Here is a 23,483-nt window from a genome sequence, read left to right as displayed (position 1 = left end):
CCTCCACGGTAGAAGGTCGGCGCGGCGGTCAGGCCGGTGCCCCGGCGAACGCCCGAGTCAGCGCGCTCACGCACGCCTCGCTCATGTCGTCGCGGTACACCAGGCTGCCGGGCACCGTGACCTCCGGGTCGAGCGGCACACCGACCACGCTGGACAGCCCGGCGCGGGCGACCTCGCCTGCCGGCAACAGCGTCCACGACCAGCGGTCCGCACCCACCTCGACCAGCGTGCTGCCGATCGTGCCGGTGGGCCTGCCCAGCGTCGGGGTCAGCCCGAGACCGGCGAACGTGGACATCATCGTGGCGTGCAGGGACGGCTCGCAGGACCGGTTGGGGTAGCGCAGCGGGAGCGGGGCGAGGTCGGCGACCCGCACCGACGGCTTCCCGGCGGCGGGATGCTGCACCGACAGCACCGCCACCAGCGGTTCGCTCCAGATCGGGTGCACCCGCAGCCCCGGCGCGTCCACCACGCCGCGGACGAGCGCGAAGCCGACCTCGTGGCGGCGCACGGCCTCCAGCCGCGGCGCCACCGGCAGCTCCACCAGCGTCGCCCGCAGCTGCGGGACGTACTCCCGCAGCAACTCGATCCCGCGCTCGATCCGGGCGGCGAACTCCGGCCCGGTACCGATGCGCAGGTCACCCGGCACCGGCTCGACGGCCACCGCCCGCACCCGGTCGGCCGCGACCAGCGCCTCCCGTGCGGCGTCGAGCACCCGGGTTCCGGCGTCGGTGAGCCGGACACTGCGCCGGGTGCGGTCCAGCAGCCGCACGCCCAGCTCCCGTTCCAGCCGCGCCACCTGCTGGCTGACCGCGGGCTGGACGATGTGCAGCCGCTCGGCGGCCCGGCCGAAGTGCAGTTCCTCGGCGACCGTGACGAAAGCACGGAGTGCCCGCAGCTCCATGGCGTCCACACTAATCACATTTCGTGATCACAGTGCGGGACAGCCGTGCATGGATGGGCGCGGCATCCCGCGCTGACATGGAGGCATGCGTATCGGACCTCTGATCAACCCCGCCGCGACCGCCGCCGACATGGTCGACGCGATCGAAGCCGCGGAGCGCGCCGGTTTCCCCACGGCCTGGACCAACCAGGCCCCCGGGCAGTGGGATCCGCTGGCCGTACTGGCCGCCTCCCGCACCCCGCTGGACGTCGGCACGTCCGTCGTGCCCACCCAGCCACGTCACCCCGTGGTGCTCGCCACCGAGGCCCGCACGGTCCAGTCCCTCATCGGCGGCAGGCTCAGCCTGGGAATCGGGCCCAGCCATGCCTGGTACATCTCCGACCAGCTCGGCCTGCCCTACGACAAGCCCGCCCGGCACACCCGCGAGTACCTGCGGATCCTCGGCCCGCTGCTGCGTGGTGAACCGGTGAAGCACCAGGGCGAGGAGTACACCGTCGACACCCAGCTGGCCATCAAGGGCGAGGCACCGGACCTGCTGCTCGCCGCGACCGGTCCGGTCATGATCAAAATCGCCGCCGAGATGACCGACGGGCTGATCGCCACCTGGGTCCGGCCGGACCTGGTCGACAGCTACCTGGTGCCCCGCCTCGGCCCCGGCCGCCGCGTCATGGTGGGGGCGATGATCTCGGTCACCGACGACCCCGACGGCGTGCGGGCCTGGGCCGCGGAGGCGTTCGCGGGGACCGAGGACATGCCCGCCTACCGCGCGGTGCTCGACCGTGGCGGGCTGAGTGGTCCCGCCGACGCCGTCATCGCCGGGGACGAGGCGACGGTGGCGGCGGAGGTGGCGCGGTTCCGCGACGCCGGGGTGACCGACCTGGGCTTCGTGCCACTGGGCAGTCCCGCCGAGCAGGAGCGCACCGCGGCGGTGTTAGCCGGCTGAGCGGGCGGCGGCCAGCGTCTGTGCGGCGTAGCCGCCGCCGAACAACGTCGTGTGCACCAGCAGCGGGAACAACTGGTGCAGGCCGACGCGGTCGCGCCAGCCGTCGGCGAGCGGCGCGCCCGCGTCGGCGGCCGCCGACGTGTAGGCGTCCAGGATGTGGTCGAGCAGCGGCGTGCCGAACAGTCGCAGCATGGCCAGGTCGGTCTCCCGGTGCCCGCCGTGGGCGGCCGGGTCGATGAGGTGGACCGGGCCGTCGGCGCTCCAGTGCACGTTGCCGCTCCAGGCGTCGCCGTGCAGCCGCGCGGGCGGCTCCGGCGGCCCGGCCAGGTCGGGAAGCCGGTCGCACACCGCGGTGACGACGGCCGCCTGGTCGGCGGTGAACAGGCCCTGGTCACGGGCACTGCGCAGGTACGGCTCGACGCGGTGGGCCGCGTAGAACTCCGCCCACGTGGCACACGGTTCGTTACGCATCGGCGCCAGCCCGATCCAGGCGTCGGCCGGGCCGCCCGGTGGCGGGGCCCCGAACGCGGGCGCGCCCCGCAGGTGCAGTGCGGCCAGCCCGCGGCCGAACGCCTCGGCTGCCGCCACGCTCGGCGCGCCGGGTGCCACGTAGTCGGTGATCACCCATTCGCCGTCGTTGCCGTGCACGGCGGGCAGCGCGACGTCGCCCGGCTCGCGCAGCCAGCGCAGGCCGGCGGCCTCGGCGGCAGCCGCCTCGGTGTGCTTGGCGACCACCTGCCCGCCCCCGGGCAGGCTCACCACGAACACCGAGCTGCCCAGCCGGTAGGCGTGCACGCCCTCGACGCCGAGGTGTTCGCGGACGGCGTCCAGGGCGGTCACAGCCGCTCCCGTACCCAGTCCAGGAGCCCGGCGCTGGAGCGTTCGATCATGCCCAGCACGGTGACGAAGCCGTCGTCACCGCCGTAGTACGGGTCGGGAACCTCGGCGTCCGGCCCGGCCTCGGGATCGAAGTCGCGCAGCAGCCGCACCCGGTCCGAATCGCCGACCTTGCCCCGCAGCACCCGCAGGTGGCCGAGGTCGGCGGCCAGCAGCAGGTCGGCGTCGAGGTGGCTCGCGTCGACCTGGGCAGCGACGTGGGAGGTGGGGTAGCCGGCCGCGGTCAGGGTCGCCTGGGCCCTGGGGTCGGCGGGCTCGCCGACGTGCCACGGCCCGGTTCCGGCGCTGGTCACCCGCACCTGGCCGGCCAGCCCGGCCCGGCGCAGGTGCTCGCCGAACACCAGTGCGGCCATCGGGGAACGGCAGATGTTGCCCGAGCAGACGAAGCAGAGGTGCATGCCGCCAGTGTCCCGTACCGGAAATCCGGTGCGTAAGTCGGTGAGTCCAGGTTTTCGCTGGCAAGGCGCCGGGTCGCCCTCGTACTGGCCGTACTCGGGCGGACCGGCGACGCCGCCAGCGAGAAGCTGGGCCCGGCGAATTACCCAGCGGATTTCCGGTACGGGGCACGGGTGTCTCGTATCACGCATGCGAGGATCACGGCATGTCCGTGACGCTGGCCGAGGTCATCAGGGCCGTCGAGGCCGCCTACCCGCCCGAGCTGGCGGAGTCCTGGGACGCGGTCGGCCTGGTCTGCGGGGATCCGGCCGAGCCGGTGAGCAGGGTGCTGGTCTGTGTCGACGTCGTGGAGGCGACCGTCGACGAGGCCGTCGAGCTGGGCGCGCAGCTGATCCTCGCGCATCACCCGTTGCTGCTGCGTGGCGTGCACGGCGTCGCCGCCGACACGCCGAAGGGGCGGCTGGTGCACCGGCTCATCCGGTCGGGAACGGCCCTGCTGTGTGCGCACACCAACGCCGACTCGGCCAGCCCCGGGGTGTCCGACGCCCTCGCCGAGGCCATCGGCCTGCGGGTGCTGCGCCCGCTCGCGCCGAACGCCGACGGGGTGACCGGCCTGGGCCGGGTCGGTGAGCTGGCCGAGGCCGAGCCGCTCGGGGCGTTCGTCCGCAGGGTCGCCGGTGCCGTGCCCGCCACCGTGCCGGGTGTGGTCGCGTCTGGGGACCCAGATCGTCCAATCAGGACGGTCGCGGTGTCCGGCGGGTCCGGGGATTCCTTCCTCGCGGCGGCCACCGTCGCCGGGGTGGACGCCTACGTCACCGCCGACCTGCGCCACCACCCGGCGGGCGAGCACCTGGAGGCCGGGCAGGCCGTTCCGGCGCTGGTGGGCCTGACCCACTGGGCCAGCGAGTGGCCGTGGTGCGGCCAGGCGGCGGCCGTGATCCGGGCGGCGTTTGCGGGTAACGTCGACGTTCACGTCTCCGCGCGGTGCACCGACCCGTGGAGTCTTCGAGCCGAGGAGACACTGTGAAGGCAGATCCGTCCGTGCAGCGTTCGTTGCTGGACCTGGCCAAGGTGGACGCGGAGCTGTCCAGGCTGGAGCACCGCCGCCGCACGATGCCTGAGCTGGCGCAGATCGAGGAGACCGAGAAGTCGTTGCGCGCCAAGAAGGACGCGCTGGTCTCGGTGCGGACGCAGGTCTCCGACCTGGACCGCGAGGTCACCCGGCAGGAACGTGAGGTCGAGTCGGTGCGGGCCAGGGGCGACCGGGACCGCAAGCTGCTGGAGTCGGGGTCGGTGTCGGCCAAGCAGCTCACCGACCTGGAGCACGAGCTGAACAGCCTGCAGCGGCGGCAGTCGGCGCTGGAGGACGACCTGCTGGAGCTGATGGAGCGCCGGGAGGCGCTGGAACTGGACGCCCAGCGCACCGGCGCCGAGGTCGACAAGGCCGAGCAGGAGCTGGCCGACGCCCGGTCCCGGATGGCCGAGGCACTGACCGACATCGACACCAGCAAGGCCCGCCGGGACGCCGACCGGGCCGCGCTGCTGCCCAGGTTCGGCGATGACCTGCTCGCGCTCTACGAGAAGGTGCGGGCGCAGAAGGGGATCGGCGCCGCGCTGCTGCGGGCCCGCCGGTGCGGTGCCTGCCAGCTCGACATCGACCGCAACGCGATCGCCGAGATCAAGGCGGCGCCCGAGGACGCGGTGATGCGCTGCGAGAACTGCGGCGCGATCCTGGTGCGGACGATGGAGTCCGGCCTGTGAGGGTACGAGTCGAGGCCGACGGCGGCTCCCGGGGAAATCCCGGTCCCGCCGGTTTCGGCGCGGTCGTGTTCGACGCCGGTACCGGCGAGGTGCTGGCGGAGGTCGCCGAGGCGCTCGGCGTCACGACCAACAACGTCGCCGAGTACTCCGGCCTGATCGCCGGGCTGCGGGCGGCCGCGGAACTCGGTGCGTCCACTGTGGACGTCCGGATGGACTCGAAGCTGGTCGTCGAGCAGATGTCCGGCCGGTGGAAGATCAAGCACGAGGCGCTCAAGCCGCTGGCCGAGCGGGCCCGTGAACTGGCGGCCGGGTTCGACGCCGTGCGTTACGAGTGGATCCCGAGGGCGTCCAACGCCCACGCCGACCGGCTGGCCAACGAGGCCATGGACGGTGCGCCTCGCGTGCAGGAACGCAGTTCACCCGCCGGCTGGACGGGCGCGCGCGGCACGCCGACGAAGCTGTTGCTGCTGCGGCACGGGCAGACGGAGATGTCGGTGGACCGCCGGTACTCCGGCCGTGGCGACGTGCCGCTCACCGAGCACGGCCTGACCCAGGTGGCCGCCGCCGCGAAGCGGATCGCCGGCATGGACGGCCTGGCCGGGGCGCCGATCGTGTGCTCGCCGCTGACCCGCACCCGGCAGACCGCGCAGGCCGTCGCCGACGCCCTGGGCGGGCGTCCGGAGACGCTGCCCGGGCTGATCGAGACCGACTTCGGCGAGTGGGAGGGGCTGACGTTCGGCGAGGCCGCCGAGCGCGACCCGGGCCTGCACGCGTCCTGGCTGGCCGACCCGTCCGTCGCCCCGCCCGGCGGGGAGAGCTTCGACGTGGTGCACCGCAGGGTGCGCGGGGTGCGCGACGAGCTGGTCGAGCGGTTCGGCGAGCGGACGGTGGTGGTCGTCAGCCACGTCACGCCGATCAAGTCGCTGTTGCGGCTGGCGCTGGACGCCGGGCCCAGCCTGCTGTTCCGGCTGCACCTGGATCTGGCGTCGCTGTCGATCGTGGAGTTCTACCCCGACGGCAACGCCTCGGTGCGCCTGGTGAACGACATCTCCCACCTGGCGTAGCCGGGCCCGGCGTCAGCTCACCAGGTCACCGGCAGCTCGTGTGCGCCGTAGATGGCCATGTCGGTGCGGAGCTTGACCTCTTCGGCGGGAACGGCCAGCCGCAGGTCCGGGAACGTCCGCAGCAGGGTCGTGTAGCCGATGCGCATCTCGATGCGGGCCAGCTGCTGGCCGAGGCACTGGTGGATCCCGTGGCCGAACGCCAGGTGCCCGGAGGCTCCCCGGTCGACCCGCAGCTCGTCGGCGGTGCCGAAGCGTTCCGGATCGCGGTTGGCGCCCTGCAGGTGCAGCACGGTGACCTCGCCCGCCTTGATCCGCACGCCGCCGATCTCGACGTCCTCGGTCGGGATGCGCTGGGTGCCGAGGTGGACGATGGTGAGGTACCGCAGCAGTTCCTCGACCGCGCCGTCCATCAGTGACTCGTCGGCACGCAGCTTCGCCAGCTGCTCCGGGTTGCGCAGCAGCGTGTAGGTGCCCAGCGAGAGCATGTTGGCCGTCGTCTCGTGACCGGCGATCAGCAGCAGGAAACCCACCCCGGCCAGCTCACCGTCGTCCAGCACGCCCGCTTCGATGAGCCCGCTGAGCAGGTCGTCGGCGGGCTCGGACTTCTTGCGCTGCACCAGTTCGGCGAGGAACCCGTACACCGAGGCGATCGACGCGGCGGCTTCCTCGGCGCCGGTGTCCAGCTTGAGCATCCTGGCCGAGTCGCGCTGGAACCGTTCGCGGTCGGCGTACGGGACGCCGAGCAGCTCGCAGATCACCAGCGACGGGATCGGCAGCGCGAAGTCCCGCACCAGGTCCGCCGGCGGGCCGTTGCGGAGCATGGCCTGGGCGTGGTCGTTCGCGATCTGTTCGATGCGCGGTGCGAGCTGCTTCATCCGGCGGACGGTGAACTGGCCGGTGAGCTGCTTGCGCAGGCGGGTGTGGTCCGGCGGGTCCATGTGCAGGAACATCCCCGGCGGCAGCTCCCGCGTCATGCCTTCCTTGAACCGCGGGGTCGGGATGGCCGGCCGCTTCAGGTGACCGTTGGAGCTGAACCGCGGGTCGCCCATGATCTGCCGTGTCTCCGCGTACCCGGTGACGAGCCAGCCGAGGTGCCCGTCGGGGAAGCGCAGCCGGGCGACCGGCTGATCCTCGCGGACCTGGGTGATCGCGTCGGGCGGGTCGAGTGGCCGCTCGCGCTCGATGGGAAGGCCGTCGAAGACGGGCGTGGTGGTCTCGGTCAACTCGGACTCCTTCGTGAGGAAGTGAGGGACGCGAGTTCCACATTACCGATTTTCACAACTCTGTGAAGTTGCTGACGCGTATGAATTACGGAAGTATCCGGCGGTGTGGCGCTTCCCCACGCGCCGCCGCGTGCCCCAAGCTCGTGAAGGCCACCTTCACGGCAAAGTCGGGTTCGACCGGCGCAAGTGAGGTGCCGTTGGCTGCGCGGGTGTGAAGGCCGAGTTTCTGTCGTCTCATGTGATGAAGGTGGCCTTCATGAACTCCCCGTCCCGGGGTCGCGGCCCCAGCAGTCACACCCGGCTCAACAGACCCAGCCGTCACCACGAAAGAGACCCAGCAACCTCCCCCAATGTGGCATTGGGGAACTTGAACTCCCCCAATGCCACATTGGGGGCGCGCAGCACCCCGACTTCGCCGGGGCCCTGACGTCACACCTGTTGAAGGTGGCCTTCACGTGCTTGGGTGGGTATCAGTCGAGCAGGGCGGTGCTCAGGTCGGCGCGGCCGGAGATGCCGAGCTTGCGGTAGGCGCCGGACAGGTGCAGCTCCACCGTGCGCCTGGTCAGGTGCAGCGCGTCGGCGATCTGCCGATTGGTCAGGCCGCGCGCGGCCATGCCGGCGATGCGCGTCTCCTGCTTGGTCAGTCCGTGCACGGTGTCGCGGCCGGGCCGCAGCGTGCCCTCGGCCGCGCGCAGCTCGTCGGCCGCCATGCGGGCCAGCGGCTTGGCCGCGCACCGGGCCGCCAGCTCGACGGCGCGCCGCAGGTGCGGGACGGCGTCCTCGGGACGTCCACGCCTGCGCAGCAGCGTGCCCAGCTCGGCCGAGGCCTCGGCGTAGTGCTGCCGTGCCCGCGACGCGGCCAGCGCCTCGACGGCCTCGGCCAGCGCGCGCTCGGCCTCCAGGGTGTCCTCAGTGGACAGTCCGACGGCCAGCAGCGCCAGCCCGACCGTCCGTGGCGTGCCCCAGCGCCGGGCCGCCCGCAGCCCTTCCTTCGCCAGCTTCGCGGCCGGTTCGCGCATGTCCAGTGCGAGGTAGGCACGCACCGCGTGCCCCCGCCAGTCCAGGATCGCCGGGTTGACGACACCGCGTGCGCGCAGCCGCCTGCCGCATTCCAGCAGGTCGGCCAGTCCCGCCTTCGGGTCGCCGTCGGCCAGCCGCAGCCTGCCCCTGGCGTGTAGCAGCAACGCGTGCGGGAAGACCTCCGGCAGCACGCCGGTCAGCGCGTTGCGTTCCAGCAGTTCGGCCGCGTCCTCGGGACGGCCCAGGTCGACCAGCACCTCGACGAGCCAGGCCAGGCACAGCGTGGCCATCGGGCATTCGGCGACCGCGCCCATGTCCTCGAACGTGCGCAGCGGTGCCTCCAGGAACGCCCGCGCCTTCGGCAGGTCGCCCCGCGTCTGCGCGATCGCGCCCTCGGCGATCGACGACGCGGTGCCCTTGCGCAGGTGGTGGTCCCGGGGCGCGGTGTCGCTGCCGACCTGCTGGCAGAACCGGTCGGCCTGGTCGGGCTGGTCGGCCAGCAGCGGGACGAACAACGCGAACGGGTAGGACAGGCTGATCGCCGGGATCGGCTCGCCGCCGAGTGCCTCGGCGACGCGGCGCAGGGCCTCGCCCGCCGAGTCGCCGGACCGCAGGTGGCCGACGGCGGTCAGCACCGCCCGCGCCCGGCGTAGCCGCGGGTCGCCCGGCTCCTCCGCGCACAGCTCGTCGTACACCCGTGCGGCACAGCCTGACGAACTCGGGTCACCGCCCGCCGCGGCCAGGTAGGTCAGGTAACGCAGGCCCTGCGCCAGGTCGTGGTCGACAGCGCCGAGCCGGGCCACCACCTGGATGGCCACCGACAACGCCAGCCGGATTCCGGCGATCCCGCACGAGCGCAGCACCATCGCCTCGGTGACGGCGGCCGCGCCGGTGGGGTCCTCGGCCTTGCCCAGCGCCTCCCGCAGTCGCGCCTTGCCCGCCGTCCGGTCGATGCCGTACTCGACGTGGCCGAGTTCGAGCCGGACCGCGAGCGCCTGGTCCGGCGGCATCGGCTCGTCCAGCGCCCTGGCCAGGCATCGCCTGGCGAACTCGGCCCTGCCGTCGGGAACGGCCTCGCGCGCGGCTTTCCGCAGCACCTCGACCCCCCACGGCAGCCGGATCGGCCCCGCCGCGAGCAGGTGACCGGCCACCCTGCGGCAGGCGACGCCTGCGTCGTGCAGCAGCTTGGCGGCGTGCGCGTGGTTGGCTGCCCGCTCGGCGACGCACATGTCGGCCAGCATCGTGTTGCGCAGGTACGGATAGGTGTAGGCGGGCGGGTAGCTGTCGGCAAGGATGCGCAGCCGCACCAGCGTCTCGACCGCTCGCAGGGTGGCGCGCTGGTCCAGGCCGGCCAGCTCGGCGATGGCGTCGAGCGTCGCGTCCTGCCCGAGCACCGCGACCGCCCTGGCCACCCGCGCCGCGCCGGGATGTGGCCGCAGCCGGACCCGCAGAACCTCACCCAGCGACGCGTCACCCAGCTCGCGCAGCTCGTCGATGCCTAGCTCCGCCGGTGAGCCGAACCGGCGGCGGACCACGCCGACCAGTGACCGCAGCAGGTACGGGTTGCCGCCGGTCATCTCCCGGCACGCGGCGGTGAACGCCGGGTCGCGGTGCCCGGTCGTGGTCGCGACCAGGTCGGCGACCCCGCACTCGGGCAGGCCGGTCAGGTCCACCGTGCGCGGCCCGCACCCCGTGACGTCCGGCAGCGTCACTTCGCCGTGCGGCGGCTGGCCGCGGTTGATCGTCAGCAGGGCCAGGATCGGCAGATCCGCCACGCGCACGCGGGTGTAGGCCAGGCAGCGCAGCGACCACGGGTCGGCGAGGTGGGCGTCGTCGATGGCCAGCAGCAGCGGTCCTCGTCCGGCCGCGTCGCGGACCAGCGCGTGGAAGGCGGCCAGCGCGTCGGACTCCTGGTCACCCTCGGGTTCGGTGGCCGGGTGCGCGGGACCGGGCTCGCCGATCAGCCGCCGCAGCCCGTCCGACAACTGGTTGACCAGCCCGCCCGGCAACCGGGTCTCCAGCGGCATGCCCTTTCCGGTGACCACGGCGAATCCGTCCGCGCGCGCACGCGTGGCCGCGGCGTCCAGCAGTGCGGACTTCCCGGCGCCGAACTCGCCGGTGACCAGTACGACCTGCGCCCTGCGGTCGCCGACGGCACGCGTCGCCTGTACCCGCAGCAGATCCAGCTCCGCTTCGCGGCCGAACAGGGGTGCGGTGCCGCCGGCGCTCCTGGGTCTGCGCACCGCCACAGGGTGGGCCGCCACGTACGACGAGGCTGTCATTTCCCAGTCTCCGATCCGCGGCTGCCGATGCCGCTCTCGGTAACCCTGGCCATGAACCAAGGCACGGGATCCGGAGGATGCCCCATCCGAACGAGTGTTGTCCAGAGCACGCTGAGTGACATCGGCGAGCGGTACCGAAGGGGGGCCGAGCGGGTGCACATCGTTTTCTTCGGTGCCCTCCGTAGAGACCACGGGCCCGTCATACGCAAGACTTGGGCCAGCCAGGTGAACGAGACGGAGGCGACGGTGACGGAATGGGACCCGCTCGGCACGGTTATCGCCCCGTTACCAACAGGAACGCCCGGCGTAGCCGGTCGTAGCAAGACGGCTTCGCCGGAGCCGGCTCGGGCTGCCGCTGGGTAGGTATCCAGTCCGGAGCGGAGAACAGGCCGAGTTCGGCCGCGTATTCCAGTGCCATGCGCACCGGAACGAGTTCTCTTATTTCACATTGGCATTTTTGACATGCCGCCAAATGTTTCTCGAATTCTGTGGCCGCGTCGTCGTCCAGTGCCCCGATGACGTATGCGGCCACCTCGTTGTGCGGTGTTCTCATGATCTGCCCCGATGATCGTTCCGGTCAGTTCCAGTCCTGTAGTGCCCGGCGGATCAGCCGCATCGCCTTGTGCAGCCGCGACTTGACCGTCCCCTCGGGCACGCCGAGGATGGTCGCCGCCTCGCGCACCGTGTGGCCGAGCACGTAGGTCTGGTAGATGGCCGCGCGCTGGTCGGGGCCGAGCCTGCCGACCGCCTCGACCAGCACCATCGCCGAGAGCGCGCGGTCGGTCTCGTCGGCCGCCCCGGCGATGTCCGGCCTGGTCAGCTCGACCTCCTTGGGTCTGGCCTGCTTGCTGCGCCAGCCGTCGATGACGATCCGCTTGGCGACGGTGAGCAGCCAGCCGCGCAGCATCCCGGGTTCCCTGGTCAGGTTCGCCGAGTTCTGCCAGGCCCTGATGAGCGTCTCCTGGACGACGTCCTCGGTCCACTGGCGGTCGTAGTTGGTCAGCCGCAGGACATGGGTGAACAGCACGCCGCGGAGCTGGCCGTACAGCATCGTGGCCAGGTCCTCGTCCCAACCCTTACCGGTCATCTCCATCGAACGCCGACCTCCTAGAGCGCGGAGAAAAGTGTTCGCCGCGCGAGTACGCGTCGCGATAACGCGTCAAGAGCGAATGAATGCGGCGGCGGCAGATCTGTCCGCGCACGCTTGATCACCGGAGTCCACCGGCGGCTTTTCGCGTTCGCTACCCTACTGGAGTAGGTAGTCCGGTTCCAAGTATTGAATGCGGATTTGTCAAAACCCTTCGGCAAGAACCGTAGTTGTGATCCAGATCACACCAGCGTCGTGATCGTTTCGTGAACCGGAGACGACGTGTCCCCGTACCTCTCCGTGAAGCTCCGGCCGTCTCGGGACCGGCCGTTTTCGAGCCTGCGAAAGTCGAACTCTGGCGAAGGGCTGCGGTGCGATGTCCAGTCGATGTGCCCGGTTGCTCCGGGCAGCCACCGGTGGGGTGACGGCGGCACTGATGGTGATGACGCTGGGGGCCGGCTCCTCGGCGGCACAGGGCGATGCCCTGACCGCCGACGACGAGGACCTGCTGGTCAAGGTCCGCCTGGCCGGGCTGTGGGAGGGGCCGATCAGCGCGTTGATCGCGCAGCGCACGCGCAACGAGAAGGTGCGCGAGGCCGGCGGGCACCTCTCCATGGAGCACGCCGCGCTCGACGGCGCGGTGCAGAAGGCCGCCGCGCAGCTGGGCGTCAGCCTGCCCAACGAGCCCACGGCGCAGCAGAAGGGCTGGATGGACGACATCTCCGGCAGGTCCGGCGAGGACGCCGACCGTACCTACGCCAACCTCGCGCGGGCGGCGCACGGCACCGTGTTCAGCCTGTGCGCCAAGGTGCGGGCGGGTACCCGCAACGACATCGTGCGCACGTTCGCCCAGCAGGCGGTCAACGCCGTGATGCGGCACATGACGCTGCTGGAGAGCACCGGGCTGGTGCGCTCCACCTCGCTGCTGGTCGCCCCCGCCGCCAACCCGGTCGACCCGGCGTCGGAGGGCAACTCCGTCGGCGGCGTGACCGTCGTGTTCGGCCTGCTGCTCGGGGTCGCGGCGGTCGTCGGCACGTTCGCCGCGCTGCGCTGGCTCGGTTCCTACCGGCGTCGCGGGAGCCGTACGTGACGGTCGTGCTCGCCCAGGCCGCCACCCACGACGACGGAATCCGCAAGATCGCCGCGCTGTCGGCCCGGCTGGCCTACGTGGCCATGTGCCTCACGCTCTGCTGGGGCGTGCTGACCGCGACCGGCTGGGTGCGCAGGCTCACCGGTCACCACGCGCTGCGCACCGGGCACGCGATGCTCGCGGTGTTCACGCTGGCCACCGGGTTCATCCACGCCGCGGCGTTCGCGTTCCTCGACGACCCGTTCTTCACCGTGCTGAAGCTGATCGTGCCGCTCGCGGACGGCGGGACGGTGCGGCACGCGCTGGGCATCGCCGGGTTCGAGCTGATGCTGGCGATCGCGGTCACCGCCGGCCTGAGCCGGAGTTTCAAGTACCTCAGCTGGCTGCGGTTCCACCAGCTCGCCTACGTCGCCGTGGGCCTGACGGTGGTCCACTCGTGGATCGGCGCCATGGCCAACGGGCATCTCGCGGTGGTGTGGATCGCCGGCATCACGGTGCTGGCGCCGACGGTCACGCTGGCGATCCTGCGCTGGCTGCCGCCGCACCGGCTGATCCGGATCGGCCTGCTGGACGCCACCCCGGTCGGCCCGCCGCGGCAGGGGCACACGCTGACCATGCGGGTCAGCGTCGACAACCAGCGGTGCCGCCGGTACGGGATCTGCCAGTCCGAGGCGCCCGAGGTGTTCCGGCTGCAGGAGGACGGGCGGCTGCAGTACAGCCGCAGCCCCGACCCGGGCCTGACCGAGCAGGTGCAGGCGGCGGCGCGGGCGTGCCCGATGCGGGCCATCCAGTTGCAGGGTGTCGAGCAAGGAGTCGATCGTTGAGAGAGCCCGAACGCATTGTCATCGCGGGCGCCGGACTGGCCGGCCTGCGTGCCGCGGAGCGCCTGCGTGAGCTCCGCTTCGACGGTGAGATCGTGCTCGTCGGCGGCGAGACCCGCCGGCCGTACCACCGGCCCGCGCTGTCCAAGCAGCTGCTCACCGGCGCGCTCACCCCGCGCGACATCGAACTGGAGCAGTACCAGGAGATCGGCGCCATCTGGCGGCTGGGCACCACGGTGCGCGGGCTGGACCCGGGCAGGCGGGTGGTCCACCTGCCCGGCGGCGAGGAACTGCGCTACCACGGCCTGATCGTGGCCACCGGCGTCGAGGCCCGCCGGGTCACCGGCGCCCCGCACGGGCACCCGCGCGTGGTGGTGCTGCGTGACCTCGGCGACGCGCTCGCCCTGCAACGCAACCTGGCGGGCACCCGCGGCATGGTCGCGGTGGTCGGCGGCGGGTTCACCGGCTGCGAGATCGCGTCGAGCCTGCGGGACATGGACCGCGAGGTGACGATCGTCGGCCGGTCACCGGATCTGCTCGGCAGCGTTCTCGGCAGCGAGCTGGGCGCGCAGCTGACCGAGCTGCACCGGGCCCACGGCGTGCGGCTGGCGCTGGGGGTCACGGTGCGGGAGTGGCTGCCCGGGCCGACCGGGGTGGGCCTGCGGCTGTCCGACGGCGGGGTCGTCGACGCCGCCTGCGTGGTGGTGGCCGCGGGGACGGTGCCGATGACCGGATGGCTGCGTGGTTCCGGGGTGCGGCTCGACGACGGCGTGCTGTGCGAGGAGACCTGCCACGTGAGCGGTCTCGCCGACGTCGTGGCCGCCGGCGACGTCGCGCAGTGGCCCAACCTGCGCTTCGACCACACGCCACGGCGGGTGGAGCACTGGATCAACGCCGTCGAGATGGGCCGGGCCGCGGCGGAGAGCCTGCTGGCCGGGCCGGGTGACGCGAAGCCGTTCACGCCGATCCCGCGGTTCTGGTCCGAGCAGCACGGCGTGCGGATCCAGGCGGCCGGGGTGCCCCGGCTCGGCACCGACACCGTCGCGCTCAGCCCGCCTGCCGGTGGCGGCCGGTCGGTCACCGGGTACGTGCGGGACGGGCGGCTGCTGGGGGTCGTCGGCATGAACAGCCCGTCGGCCGCGCTGGCCTGGCAGGCGGACCTGGAACGGCAGTGCCCGGTCCCGGACCGGCCCGCGCCGAGCTCCGGACGGCACCGCAGCGCGGCCGATTCGCTCACCGTGGCCGACATCCTCGCGGCGAGATAGGAGGGACCATGTCGAAGATGCAGGTGGTCGCGGCGGTGCTGTCGGCGCTGGCGCTGCTGGCGGTAGTCGCGGCCTGGGACGTGGGACCGGCGGAGCAGGCCCTGCCGGTGGCCGGCCCGGAACTGGCGGCCAACGACCCGAACGCGGGCGACCCGGCGGCGTCGCAGGGCCGGATCGTCGCGGCGCCGGAGACCGAGGAGTCCTCGCCCGCTCCGGCGGCCCCCGGTGTAGGCAGGGCGACGCTGGTGGCGTCGACGGCCGGCCGGGCCGGGGCGGTGGTCACCGACGCGTCCGGCAGGTTGCTGTACCGGTTCGACCGGGACGTGCCCGAGGGTGGCGGGCCGGCGAGGTCGACGTGTGCCGGTGAGTGCGCGCGGGTCTGGCCGCCGGTGCTGACCAGCGAGCAGGCGCTGGTCGAGGGGATCTCGCCGCAGCTGGTCGGCGCGGTGCGGCGGCCTGACGGCGGCTACCAGGTCACGCTGGCCGGCTGGCCGCTGTACCGCTACTCCGGCGACCGCGTCGCGGGGGAGTGGCGGGGACAGGCGGTCAGCGGCACCTGGTTCCTGGTCCGGCCGGACGGGGAGAAGAACACCACCAGGGTCGCCACGTGACGTCTTCAGCCCGCTGAAGACGCCTCCCGGCACCGCACCGGTCGGGCCCCGGCGGCGTCTGGACTGACGAGCCCCAAAGCTCGCGCAGCGAGCGACGGGCGAGGAGGGAAGACGCCGACTGAGGGGGCCCGACCGCGCCCGCGGCGAAGCAAGGGCAAAATAGACACGGACGAGCTGGCAGGGCGATCGCGGGGCGTGAGCCTCGAGGAAAGTCCGGACTCCGCAGGGCAGGGTGGTTGCTAACGGCAACCCGGGGTGACCCGCGGGACAGTGCCACAGAAAACAGACCGCTCCCGCGCGAGCGGGGGTAAGGGTGAAACGGTGGTGTAAGAGACCACCAGCGCCCCGGGTGACCGGGGCGGCTTGGTAAACCCCACCCGGAGCAAGGTCAAGAGGGAGCGCGAGCTCCTGCGCAGGCGTTCGAGGGCGGCCCGCCCGATGCCTGCGGGTAGACCGCTAGAGCCCGCCGGCGACGGCGGGCCCAGATGGATGGTCGCCCACCGCGCGGCCGCGAGGCGGCGTGGGGACAGGATCCGGCTTACATGCCAGCTCGTCCACCTCTCGCCAGGCGAGGCTACCGCTCGGTAGTGTCGCGGGCATGGATGCCCAGGTTGTGTACCGCTGTCACCGCGTGCTGGAACCGATCCACGCCATGTCCTACTTCGCCCCCGAGGTCACCGACGGCCTGGTGGCGGCCGGGCTGCGGCCGGGCCGGATGGGCTACTTCGCCTCGCGGTCGGCGCCGTTCGGGCCGGTGGGGCCCGAGGTGGTGGCCGCGACGTTCTACAACTTCAACCCCGAGCTGATCGCCAGGATGATCCCGGAGGCGTGGACGCTGGCCGAGCCCGCGCGGATCCTCGAGGCCCGCTTCGAGGGGGCAGGCAAGGCGCTGCGGCGGCTGCTGGGTGACGAGCTGGCGGCGTCGGACGCGCTGGCCGAGGCGGCGGCGCTGGTCCGCGAGGCGGCCGAGGGCTGTGACGTCGAGGGCCGTTCGCTCTACGCCGCGCACGCCGGGCTGGACTGGCCCGACGATCCGCTGCTCGTCCTGTGGCACGGCGCGACGCTGATGCGGGAACACCGCGGCGACGGGCACATCGGCGCGCTGGTGGCGTTCGGGCTGAGCGGGATCGAGGCGCTGGTGAGCCACACGGCCACCGGCAAGGGTTTCGTGGCTCCCGCGGCGCAGAAGAGCCGGGGCTGGTCGGACGAGCAGTGGGCGGCGGCGACGGAGTCGCTGCGGGCCGACGGCGTCCTGGACGCCGACGGTGAGCTGACCGAGCAGGGCAACGCGTTGCGGCAGCGGATCGAGGACGCGACCAACGTGGCCGCCGCGCGCCCGTGGCGCAGGCTCGGTGCCGACAAGGCCGCGCGGCTGCTGGAGGTGACCCGCCCGCTGGCCAAGGCGGTGGTCGGCAACGGCGCGTTCCCCGACGGTGTTTTCGCGGCCCGTTCGGAGAAGCGCGGCGAGTAGTCACCCCAGTTCGATGCCGTTGCGGTCGAGGGCGTTGTAGACGGTCACCCTGCCGCCGGTCAGCTCGAAGCTGACCGCGGCCGCGCCGTCGGCGGCGTACAGGCGCAGTTCGGCCGAACGCACGGTCTGGCCGTGCAGTGCGGCCAGTCCCGGGTGGGCGCCCTCGCGCCACTCGAGGTTGAACTCGTTGGCGGTCCACGCCGACGGCCGGGTGGGGTCGACGCTGTTCCAGGTGATGGACAGCTTGTCGAACTGCTCGTGGTTGATCTCGGCACGGTGCCCGTCGAAATCCAGCACGACCGGGCAGTCGGCCAGCCAGCTGTCAGTGTCGAGGTCCCACACGAGCCAGGTGCGGGTGAGCGTGCGCCCGGTCAGCGAGCGCAGCCGGTCGCCGTGCGCGGCCTCGGCCGCGGCGAGGCTGTCGAGCCAGCGGGGTTCGTAGCCCCGGATGCCGAAGAAGTGCACCAGCGGATTCTGCCGTCTCGGTATCGTCCGGGTGAATCGGCACCGACGACGAGGAGCGCCCATGACGGCCCCTGCCCAGTTGCATGTCAGTGCGGAGTTCCCCGCGGTGCTCGAACGAATCGACGCGCTCGGCGGTGTCATCGACTCGAACGCGGACGCGGCCGAGCGGCTGGGCAGGCTCACCGACGACGTCGCGGGGCCGCTGCTGGCCGCCGGGGTCGTCCGTGCCGGGCTGCCCGCGAACCTCGGGGGCTACGAGTTCTCCCCGCGTCAGGTGATCGAGATGGTCGAGCGGATCAGCTACTACGACGCCTCCGCGGGCTGGACGATGATGGCGCTGCAGATGGTCACCGGCACCACGGCGGCCTACCTCGGCACCGTCGCGGCGAACGACCTGTTCCCCGACGTGGCCGGCGGCAACCACGCGTTGCTGGCCGGGCACGGCACCCGGCCCGGCCGGGCCGTCCCCGCCGAGGGCGGCTTCCTGGTGAGCGGAAGCTGGCAGTTCGCCTCCGGGATGGCGCAGGCCACCCACATCCACAGCGCGATCCAGGTCGAGGGCACCGGCGAGGTGCGGGTGCTGGCCATGCCGAAGGAGCAGGTCACGCTCGTCGACAACTGGGACGTGCTCGGGCTGCGTGCGACGAACAGCATCGACTACCACTGCACCGGCGTGTTCGTCCCGGCGACGCACACCTACCAGGCGGTGACGACCACACCGGCCAACGGCGGCGCGATGTACCGCGTCGGCCTGGTCAACATGGCGGCCATCGGGCACACCGGCTGGGCGCTCGGCGTCGGCAGGCGCCTGCTCAACGAGCTGAAACGGTACGCGGCGGCCAAATCGGGCACGCCCGGCGCCATCGTCGACACGGCGCAGTTCCACGCCGAGTACGCCACCGCCGAGGCGAAGCTCCGCTCGGCGCGGGCCTGGGCGATGCAGGTGTGGCAGTCCAATGAGGACACCCTGGCCACCGGCGAACTACTGAGCACCGAACAGGACACGCTGATCAGGCTGGCCCTCAACCACGCGACGTGGACGGTGGCCGACATCGGCCAGACGGTGCACAAGTGGGCCGCGACGACGGCGATCCGGCGCGGGCCGATCGACCGCTTCCTGCGTGATCTGGGCACCGGTACCCAGCACATCACGTCCAGCCCGATGGTGCTGCAGGGCTGCGGCAAGTGGCTGTCCGGCGCCCAGCCGGAGGCGCGCTGGGTGTTCCTCGACCTCGTGCCATGATCACTTACTAGGGAAAACACCGGAGTTTTCCGGGTATGTGTTGACCACCCCCTGGACTGAAGCGGAAGTAGGGAAATGTCTGCCGGCTATGAGGTACGCACCGATGACCTCACCGCTCACGCGAGTCACCTCGACGGTCTGGTGGACCGGCTGGAGACCGCTTCCGACGCGGCGAAAACGGTCAGCATGTCCGATCAGGCGTACGGCCTGATCTGCCAGTTCGTCCCGCCCTTCGTGAACCCGATGGAGGAGAAGGGCATGGAGGTGATCAAGGCGGCGTCCGAGGGAGTCCAGGCTCTCGCGGAGAACGTGCGCGCGGCGGTCACCGTCTACGACGAGCAGGAGACCGGCTACCGCAAGGTCTTCGACAAGACTCTCGTCGACGGCTCCGGACCGGCAGGGAAGTAGGGCAGGTGGCGAACCCGCTGGTCGCCGAGACCAAGGACGAGACCAAGGCGTACTCCGGCATGCCACTGGCCGAGAGCGCCGCCGACCTGAAGGCCGCGATCGAGAGCGGCGACTGGGCCGCCGTGGCGATGGGCGCGGTCGGCACGGCGCTGGACACGCTGGGCGCTGTACTGGACCCGTTCGCCGCGATCATCTCCAACGGCGTGGGCTGGCTGCTGGAACACGTCGGCCCGCTGAAGGAAGCCCTCGACGCGCTCGCGGGCGACCCCGAGGAGATCAAGGCCCACTCCGAGACGTGGAAGAACGTGGCCACCGAGCTGGCCGCCGTCGGGCAGGACCTGACGGGAATGGCTACCAACGAGACCGCGGGCTGGCAGGGCCCGGCCGCGGACACCTACCGGCAGCGCGCCACCGACACGGTCAACCTGATCACCGCGGCGCAGAACGGCGCGGAGGGCGCGTCCAGCGGGATCCAGACGGCGGGTGAGGTGGTCGCCGCCGTCCGCGGGCTGGTCCGCGACATCATCGCCGACCTCGTCGGCAGCCTGATCAGCTGGGCACTGCAGGTCCTGTTCACGCTGGGCATCGGGATGGCCTGGGTCGTGCCGAAGGTCGTCCTGAAGGTCGCCGAGGTCACGGCGAAGATCGCCGATGTGATGAAGCGGCTGGTCCAGGCGCTCAAGAAGTTCGTGCCGCTGGTGAAGAAGGCGACCGACCTGTTCGACGACGCCAAGAAGGCGCTGAAGAACATCAAGCAGTCCAAACCGGACACTCCGGACCGCCCGAAGGACATCGAGGGCGGCCCACGGTCGGTCGACAAGCCAGGCTCGGACTCGACGTCGGCGAGCGGTGCGTCCGGTGGCGGCGGCAACCGGGGGCCGGGCGGTTCGGACGGCACCGGGCCGTCGGGTTCGCCCGGGTCGTCCGGTTCGCCGGGGGACGGCCCGGGTCCCGGCCCGGCCGGTTCCCGTGGTGGTGGCGACAGCACGTCGGCGTCGGGGTCGCGGGGCGGGAACAACGGGTCGCTGCGCGACGAGAAGCCGAACCCGCGCTCCCCGGACAACGTGCGTGGCTGCAAGGACCCGATCGACGTCGCCACCGGGCAGATGGTGCTCGGTCAGACCGACGCGGAGTTCCTCGGCGTGCTTCCGCTGGTGTTCGAGCGCACCCACTTCTCGTCCTACCAGGCCGGCCGGTGGTTCGGCCGTGCCTGGGTGTCCACAGTGGACCAGCGGCTGGAGGTGGACGGTTCCGGCGTGACCTTCGCCGCCGCCGACGGCACCGTCCAGCACTACCCGCACCCCGCGCCCGGCGCGCCGGTGACCAGCGACCAGGGCCCTGCCCGGACGCTGCGCCGTGCCGAGGACGGTGGTTACCTCATCGAGGAGCGGTCGGAGACGCTGTACTTCGCGCCGGGATCCTCGGTGCTGCCGCTGACGTCGGTCACCGACCGCAACGGCAACCGGATCGAGTTCGGCTACGACAACGGCGCGCCCAGCGAGATCACGCACAGCGCGGGTTACCGGATCCGGATCGAGACCACCGACCGGCTGGTCACCGCACTGCACTCGGTGGCCGCCGACGGCGGTGAGACCGAGCTGATGCGCTACGGCTACCGCGCGGGCAGGCTCACCGAGGTGGTCAACGCGTCCGGGCAGGCGCTGCGGTTCGACTACGACCAGGCGGGCCGGATCACGGCGTGGACCGACCGCAACGGCGAGTGGTACCGCTACACCTACGACGCGGCGGGGCGCTGCGTGCGTACGGAGGGGTCGGGCGGCTTCCTGACCGGCACGATGGAATACGGCGACCACGTCACCTGCTCCGTCGACTCGCTGGGCCACCGCACCGAGTTCCACCTCAACGACCTGGGTCAGGTGATCAGGGAGGTCGATCCGCTCGGCAACGTGGTCGTGTCCGAGTGGGACCGGTTCGACCGGCTGCTCCGGCGGACCGACCCGCTGGGCCGGACCACGGGCTACACCTACGACGACGCGGGCAACCTCACCGCCGTCACCCTGCCGGACGGTACCGGGACCCGGTTCGAGTACGGCGAGCTCGGGCTGCCGGTCACGGTCGTCCAGCCGGACGGGACGGTGATCCGCCGGGAGTACGACGAGCGTGGCAACATCGCCCGGATCACCGATCCGGCGGGCGCGGTCACGGCGTTCACCCACGACGAGCACGGCCGCCTCACCGGGGTCACCGACGCGCTGCACAACACCTGGCGGGTCGGCACCGATCCGGCGGGCCTGCCGGTGCTGCTCACCGATCCGCTCGGCGGCACCGTCCGGTACGAGCGCGACGCGTTCGGCAGGGTGGCCGCCGTCACCGATCCGCTCGGCGAGCGGACGGCACTGGGCTGGACCCCGGATGGCAAGCCAGCCTGGCGGGAGTTCCCGGACGGGACCACCGAGCGGTGGACCTACGACGGCGAGGGAAACCTGACCGCCTACACCGACCGGCTCGGGCAGACGACCCGGATCGAGGTCACCCACTTCGATCTCCCGTCCGTGCAGACCCGCCCGGACGGCACGCGACTGAGTTTCGGCTACGACACCGAGCTGCGACTGACCAGCGTCACGAACGAGCAGGGACTGGTCTGGCGGTACGAGTACGACGCCGCGGGGAGTCTGGTCACCGAGACAGACTTCAACGGCCGCACGATCACCTACCGGCACGACGCCGCCGGGCAGCTGGTCGAGCGCACCAACGGGGCGGGCGAGACCACCCGGTTCGTGCGGGACGCGCTGGGCAACGTCGTCGAGCGGCACAGCCCCGCGGCGACCGCGACGTTCCGGTACGACCTGATGGGCAGGCTCGTCGAGGCGGCCGACGCCGCGACGCACGTCGGTCTGGAACGGGACGCGAACGGGCGGGTCGTCGCGGAGACCGTCGACGGACGGACCGTCGCGTCGGCCTACGACGCGCTGGGACGGCGGGTGCGGCGGCGCACCCCGTCCGGGGTGGAGTCGGTGTGGGAGTTCGACGCGGCCGGGCGGCCGGTCACGCTCGGCGCCGCGGGCCGGACGCTGCGGTTCGGCCACGACGCCGCCGGGCAGGAGATTCAGCGTGCGTTCGGCGACCAGGTCCTGCTCGCGCAGGCATGGGACGGCCAGCACCGTCTGCAATCCCAGACACTGACCGGGGCTGGTGGAAACCTGCTGCAGCAGCGGTCCTACGACTACGATCCGGCCGGCCGGCTCACCGGCCTGCACGACCAGCTCACCGGACCGCGGGCGTTCACGCTCGATCCGGCGGACCGGGTGACCGGGGTCGCCGGGCCGAACTGGTCCGAGCAGTACGCCTACGACGCGGCGGGCAACGTCGCCACCGCGGCCTGGCCGTCGGCACCCGGGCAGGCTCCCGCCGAGGAGACCGGCGAGCGGGAGTACCGGGGGACGCTGCTGCTGCGCGCCGGCAACGTCCGATATGGACACGACGCCCAGGGCAGGATGGTGCTGCGGCAGCGGAAACGGCTGTCTCGGATACCAGACACCTGGCAGTACTTCTGGGATGCCGACGACCGGCTGACCGGGGTGCGTACCCCGGACGGCACCCAGTGGCGCTACCGCTACGACCCGCTGGGCAGGCGGGCGGCCAAGCAGCGGCTGAATCCGGACGGGTCGGTCGCCGAGCAGATCGACTTCGTCTGGGACGGCGAGGTCGTGGCCGAGCAGGCGCACAGCGCCGCGGGCGGAGACACCCGGGTGACGGCGTGGGACTACGAGCCGGGAACGTTCCGGCCGCTGCTGCAGCACGAGCGTTCGCTGCTGCGGCACGCCCCGCAGCAGTGGGTGGACGAGCGGTTCTACGGGATCGTGACCGACCTGGTCGGCACGCCCACCGAGATGATCGGTGAACAGGGCGGCGTCGCCTGGTTCCGGCGGACCAACCTGTGGGGCGAGACCGTCGACCACAGCAGCGCGGGCGCGTACACGCCGCTGCGGTTCCCCGGCCAGTACCACGATCCGGAGACCGGGCTCGACTACAACTTCCACCGGCACTACGACCCGTCGACCGGGCGCTACGGCAGCGCCGATCCGCTGGGGCTGGCCGGTGGGTTCCGGCCGCACGGTTATGTGGACAACCCGCACGCCTTCACCGACCCGCTGGGCCTGACGCCGTGTCCGGCGGGGCGGCTGAACAACGCGCTGGGACGGTACGGCGGGGTGCCGCACACCTCCGGTGCCGGCGCGCAGGGGTACATGTTCCCCAACCGCCGGTCCGCGCGTCAGGCCGCGGCGGAGTACGTCGGCCAGATGGGCCACGGCGCGCAGCCGATCCGGATGAGCGACTTCCGGGGTGACCAGTGGATGCGGCCCGACGGTGTCATCGGACGGCAGAGCGCGGACGGCAGCGTCGGGTGGCGTGATGACAGGATGGGGCACACTTTCAACCAGGACGGCCGAACGGAAGTAGTGGGGCCACATGTCAACGTCTGGGGACCGGGAGTCAATCACCGGATTCACTTCTTCTACCCCGGCAGCAACCGGACGCCCTACCGCCCGCACGGCTGACGCCGCCTGGTGGCA

At 72.1% G+C, this 23,483-nt stretch carries 19 protein-coding genes and 1 other RNA gene; 13 read left to right on the top strand and 7 right to left on the bottom strand.

Annotated features, from left to right (window positions below; translation table 11 throughout):
* Positions 1-28 precede the first annotated feature (28 nt).
* Entirely contained in the window at positions 29-901 is an 873-nt protein-coding gene (locus tag EWH70_RS16650) for a LysR family transcriptional regulator (RefSeq protein WP_130476604.1), read from the bottom strand.
* Between the two features lie 85 nt (positions 902-986).
* Between EWH70_RS16650 and EWH70_RS16645 the strand changes: the two genes are divergently transcribed.
* Positions 987-1,844, top strand: a complete 858-nt coding sequence (locus EWH70_RS16645) for a TIGR03564 family F420-dependent LLM class oxidoreductase (protein ID WP_130476338.1) — start codon at positions 987-989, stop codon at positions 1,842-1,844.
* On the opposite strand, the gene EWH70_RS16640 is transcribed toward EWH70_RS16645, so the two are convergent.
* Complete coding sequence (locus EWH70_RS16640; protein WP_205669148.1) at positions 1,833-2,684, bottom strand: fructosamine kinase family protein; 852 nt, start codon at positions 2,682-2,684, stop codon at positions 1,833-1,835. The two genes, EWH70_RS16645 and EWH70_RS16640, sit on opposite strands and share 12 nt — an antisense overlap.
* On the bottom strand, positions 2,681-3,139 hold the full coding sequence (locus tag EWH70_RS16635; protein ID WP_130476336.1) for a low molecular weight protein-tyrosine-phosphatase: 459 nt from the start codon (positions 3,137-3,139) through the stop codon (positions 2,681-2,683). Before EWH70_RS16635 ends, EWH70_RS16640 begins: the two co-directional genes overlap by 4 nt.
* 203 nt (positions 3,140-3,342) lie before the next feature.
* Between EWH70_RS16635 and EWH70_RS16630 the strand changes: the two genes are divergently transcribed.
* The 3 genes from EWH70_RS16630 to EWH70_RS16620 are packed head-to-tail and all read left to right on the top strand — an operon-like array spanning position 3,343 to position 5,962.
* The gene (locus EWH70_RS16630) at positions 3,343-4,164 is read left to right on the top strand and encodes a Nif3-like dinuclear metal center hexameric protein (RefSeq protein ID WP_130476335.1); all 822 of its coding nucleotides are present in this window, start codon (positions 3,343-3,345) and stop codon (positions 4,162-4,164) included.
* A complete protein-coding gene (locus EWH70_RS16625; protein ID WP_130476334.1) occupies positions 4,161-4,898 on the top strand; it encodes a zinc ribbon domain-containing protein in 738 nt (245 codons plus the stop codon). The genes EWH70_RS16630 and EWH70_RS16625 overlap by 4 nt, the downstream gene beginning before the upstream one ends.
* The gene (locus EWH70_RS16620; RefSeq protein WP_130476333.1) at positions 4,895-5,962 is read left to right on the top strand and encodes a bifunctional RNase H/acid phosphatase; all 1,068 of its coding nucleotides are present in this window, start codon (positions 4,895-4,897) and stop codon (positions 5,960-5,962) included. Before EWH70_RS16625 ends, EWH70_RS16620 begins: the two co-directional genes overlap by 4 nt.
* Before the next feature lie 17 nt (positions 5,963-5,979).
* Here EWH70_RS16620 and EWH70_RS16615 read toward each other — a convergent pair whose 3' ends face one another.
* The 3 genes from EWH70_RS16615 to EWH70_RS16605 all read right to left on the bottom strand — a co-directional run bounded on the left by EWH70_RS16615 (position 5,980) and on the right by EWH70_RS16605 (position 11,580).
* Positions 5,980-7,185 carry a cytochrome P450 gene (locus EWH70_RS16615; protein ID WP_130476332.1) on the bottom strand — a complete coding sequence of 402 codons (1,206 nt, stop codon included), beginning with the start codon at positions 7,183-7,185 and terminating at the stop codon, positions 5,980-5,982.
* A 470-nt stretch (positions 7,186-7,655) separates the two neighbouring features.
* Entirely contained in the window at positions 7,656-10,448 is a 2,793-nt protein-coding gene (locus EWH70_RS16610) for a helix-turn-helix transcriptional regulator (protein WP_165436300.1), read from the bottom strand.
* 616 nt (positions 10,449-11,064) lie between these two features.
* Positions 11,065-11,580: a sigma-70 family RNA polymerase sigma factor gene (locus EWH70_RS16605; protein ID WP_130476330.1), complete on the bottom strand. Its 516-nt coding sequence runs from the start codon at positions 11,578-11,580 to the stop codon at positions 11,065-11,067.
* A gap of 391 nt (positions 11,581-11,971) precedes the next feature.
* On the opposite strand from EWH70_RS16605, the gene EWH70_RS16600 reads away from it, so the two are divergent.
* The 6 genes from EWH70_RS16600 (at position 11,972) to EWH70_RS16575 (ending at position 16,832) form a co-directional block, all read left to right on the top strand.
* On the top strand, positions 11,972-12,664 hold the full coding sequence (locus tag EWH70_RS16600; RefSeq protein WP_205669147.1) for a DUF4142 domain-containing protein: 693 nt from the start codon (positions 11,972-11,974) through the stop codon (positions 12,662-12,664).
* Positions 12,661-13,488: a 4Fe-4S domain-containing protein gene (locus EWH70_RS16595; RefSeq protein WP_240687023.1), complete on the top strand. Its 828-nt coding sequence runs from the start codon at positions 12,661-12,663 to the stop codon at positions 13,486-13,488. The genes EWH70_RS16600 and EWH70_RS16595 overlap by 4 nt, the downstream gene beginning before the upstream one ends.
* Positions 13,485-14,750 (top strand): NAD(P)/FAD-dependent oxidoreductase, encoded by a 1,266-nt coding sequence (locus EWH70_RS16590; protein WP_130476328.1) that lies wholly within the window; start codon positions 13,485-13,487, stop codon positions 14,748-14,750. Before EWH70_RS16595 ends, EWH70_RS16590 begins: the two co-directional genes overlap by 4 nt.
* A gap of 8 nt (positions 14,751-14,758) precedes the next feature.
* Entirely contained in the window at positions 14,759-15,361 is a 603-nt protein-coding gene (locus EWH70_RS16585; RefSeq protein ID WP_130476327.1) for a hypothetical protein, read from the top strand.
* A gap of 170 nt (positions 15,362-15,531) precedes the next feature.
* Positions 15,532-15,918: RNase P RNA component class A (gene rnpB, locus EWH70_RS16580), an RNA gene on the top strand.
* 41 nt (positions 15,919-15,959) lie between these two features.
* The gene (locus EWH70_RS16575) at positions 15,960-16,832 is read left to right on the top strand and encodes an SCO6745 family protein (protein WP_130476326.1); all 873 of its coding nucleotides are present in this window, start codon (positions 15,960-15,962) and stop codon (positions 16,830-16,832) included.
* Here the strand turns inward: EWH70_RS16575 and EWH70_RS16570 are convergent, their stop codons facing one another.
* A complete protein-coding gene (locus EWH70_RS16570) occupies positions 16,833-17,297 on the bottom strand; it encodes a hypothetical protein (RefSeq protein WP_130476325.1) in 465 nt (154 codons plus the stop codon). It lies immediately after the preceding gene.
* A 61-nt stretch (positions 17,298-17,358) separates the two neighbouring features.
* On the opposite strand from EWH70_RS16570, the gene EWH70_RS16565 reads away from it, so the two are divergent.
* From EWH70_RS16565 to EWH70_RS16555, 3 genes are all read left to right on the top strand, one after another.
* Complete coding sequence (locus EWH70_RS16565; protein ID WP_130476324.1) at positions 17,359-18,540, top strand: acyl-CoA dehydrogenase family protein; 1,182 nt, start codon at positions 17,359-17,361, stop codon at positions 18,538-18,540.
* 75 nt (positions 18,541-18,615) lie between these two features.
* On the top strand, positions 18,616-18,948 hold the full coding sequence (locus EWH70_RS16560; protein WP_130476323.1) for a type VII secretion target: 333 nt from the start codon (positions 18,616-18,618) through the stop codon (positions 18,946-18,948).
* A 5-nt stretch (positions 18,949-18,953) separates the two neighbouring features.
* Positions 18,954-23,468 (top strand): DUF6531 domain-containing protein, encoded by a 4,515-nt coding sequence (locus EWH70_RS16555; protein WP_240687022.1) that lies wholly within the window; start codon positions 18,954-18,956, stop codon positions 23,466-23,468.
* Positions 23,469-23,483 lie beyond the last annotated feature (15 nt).

Origin of the sequence: Amycolatopsis suaedae (genome assembly GCF_004214935.1) — a bacterium.
Taxonomy (GTDB): domain Bacteria; phylum Actinomycetota; class Actinomycetes; order Mycobacteriales; family Pseudonocardiaceae; genus Amycolatopsis; species Amycolatopsis suaedae.
This window is presented reverse-complemented; position numbering and strand designations above follow the sequence as displayed.

Coding starts and splice junctions, on each gene's coding strand:
- EWH70_RS16630 (WP_130476335.1), top strand. CDS start 3,343: ATGTCCGTGACGCTGGCCGAGGTCATCAGGGCCGTCGAGGCCGCCTAC.
- EWH70_RS16585 (WP_130476327.1), top strand. CDS start 14,759: ATGTCGAAGATGCAGGTGGTCGCGGCGGTGCTGTCGGCGCTGGCGCTG.
- EWH70_RS16650 (WP_130476604.1), bottom strand. CDS start 901: ATGGAGCTGCGGGCACTCCGTGCTTTCGTCACGGTCGCCGAGGAACTG.
- EWH70_RS16565 (WP_130476324.1), top strand. CDS start 17,359: ATGACGGCCCCTGCCCAGTTGCATGTCAGTGCGGAGTTCCCCGCGGTG.
- EWH70_RS16560 (WP_130476323.1), top strand. CDS start 18,616: ATGTCTGCCGGCTATGAGGTACGCACCGATGACCTCACCGCTCACGCG.
- EWH70_RS16645 (WP_130476338.1), top strand. CDS start 987: ATGCGTATCGGACCTCTGATCAACCCCGCCGCGACCGCCGCCGACATG.
- EWH70_RS16605 (WP_130476330.1), bottom strand. CDS start 11,580: ATGGAGATGACCGGTAAGGGTTGGGACGAGGACCTGGCCACGATGCTG.
- EWH70_RS16575 (WP_130476326.1), top strand. CDS start 15,960: ATGGATGCCCAGGTTGTGTACCGCTGTCACCGCGTGCTGGAACCGATC.
- EWH70_RS16635 (WP_130476336.1), bottom strand. CDS start 3,139: ATGCACCTCTGCTTCGTCTGCTCGGGCAACATCTGCCGTTCCCCGATG.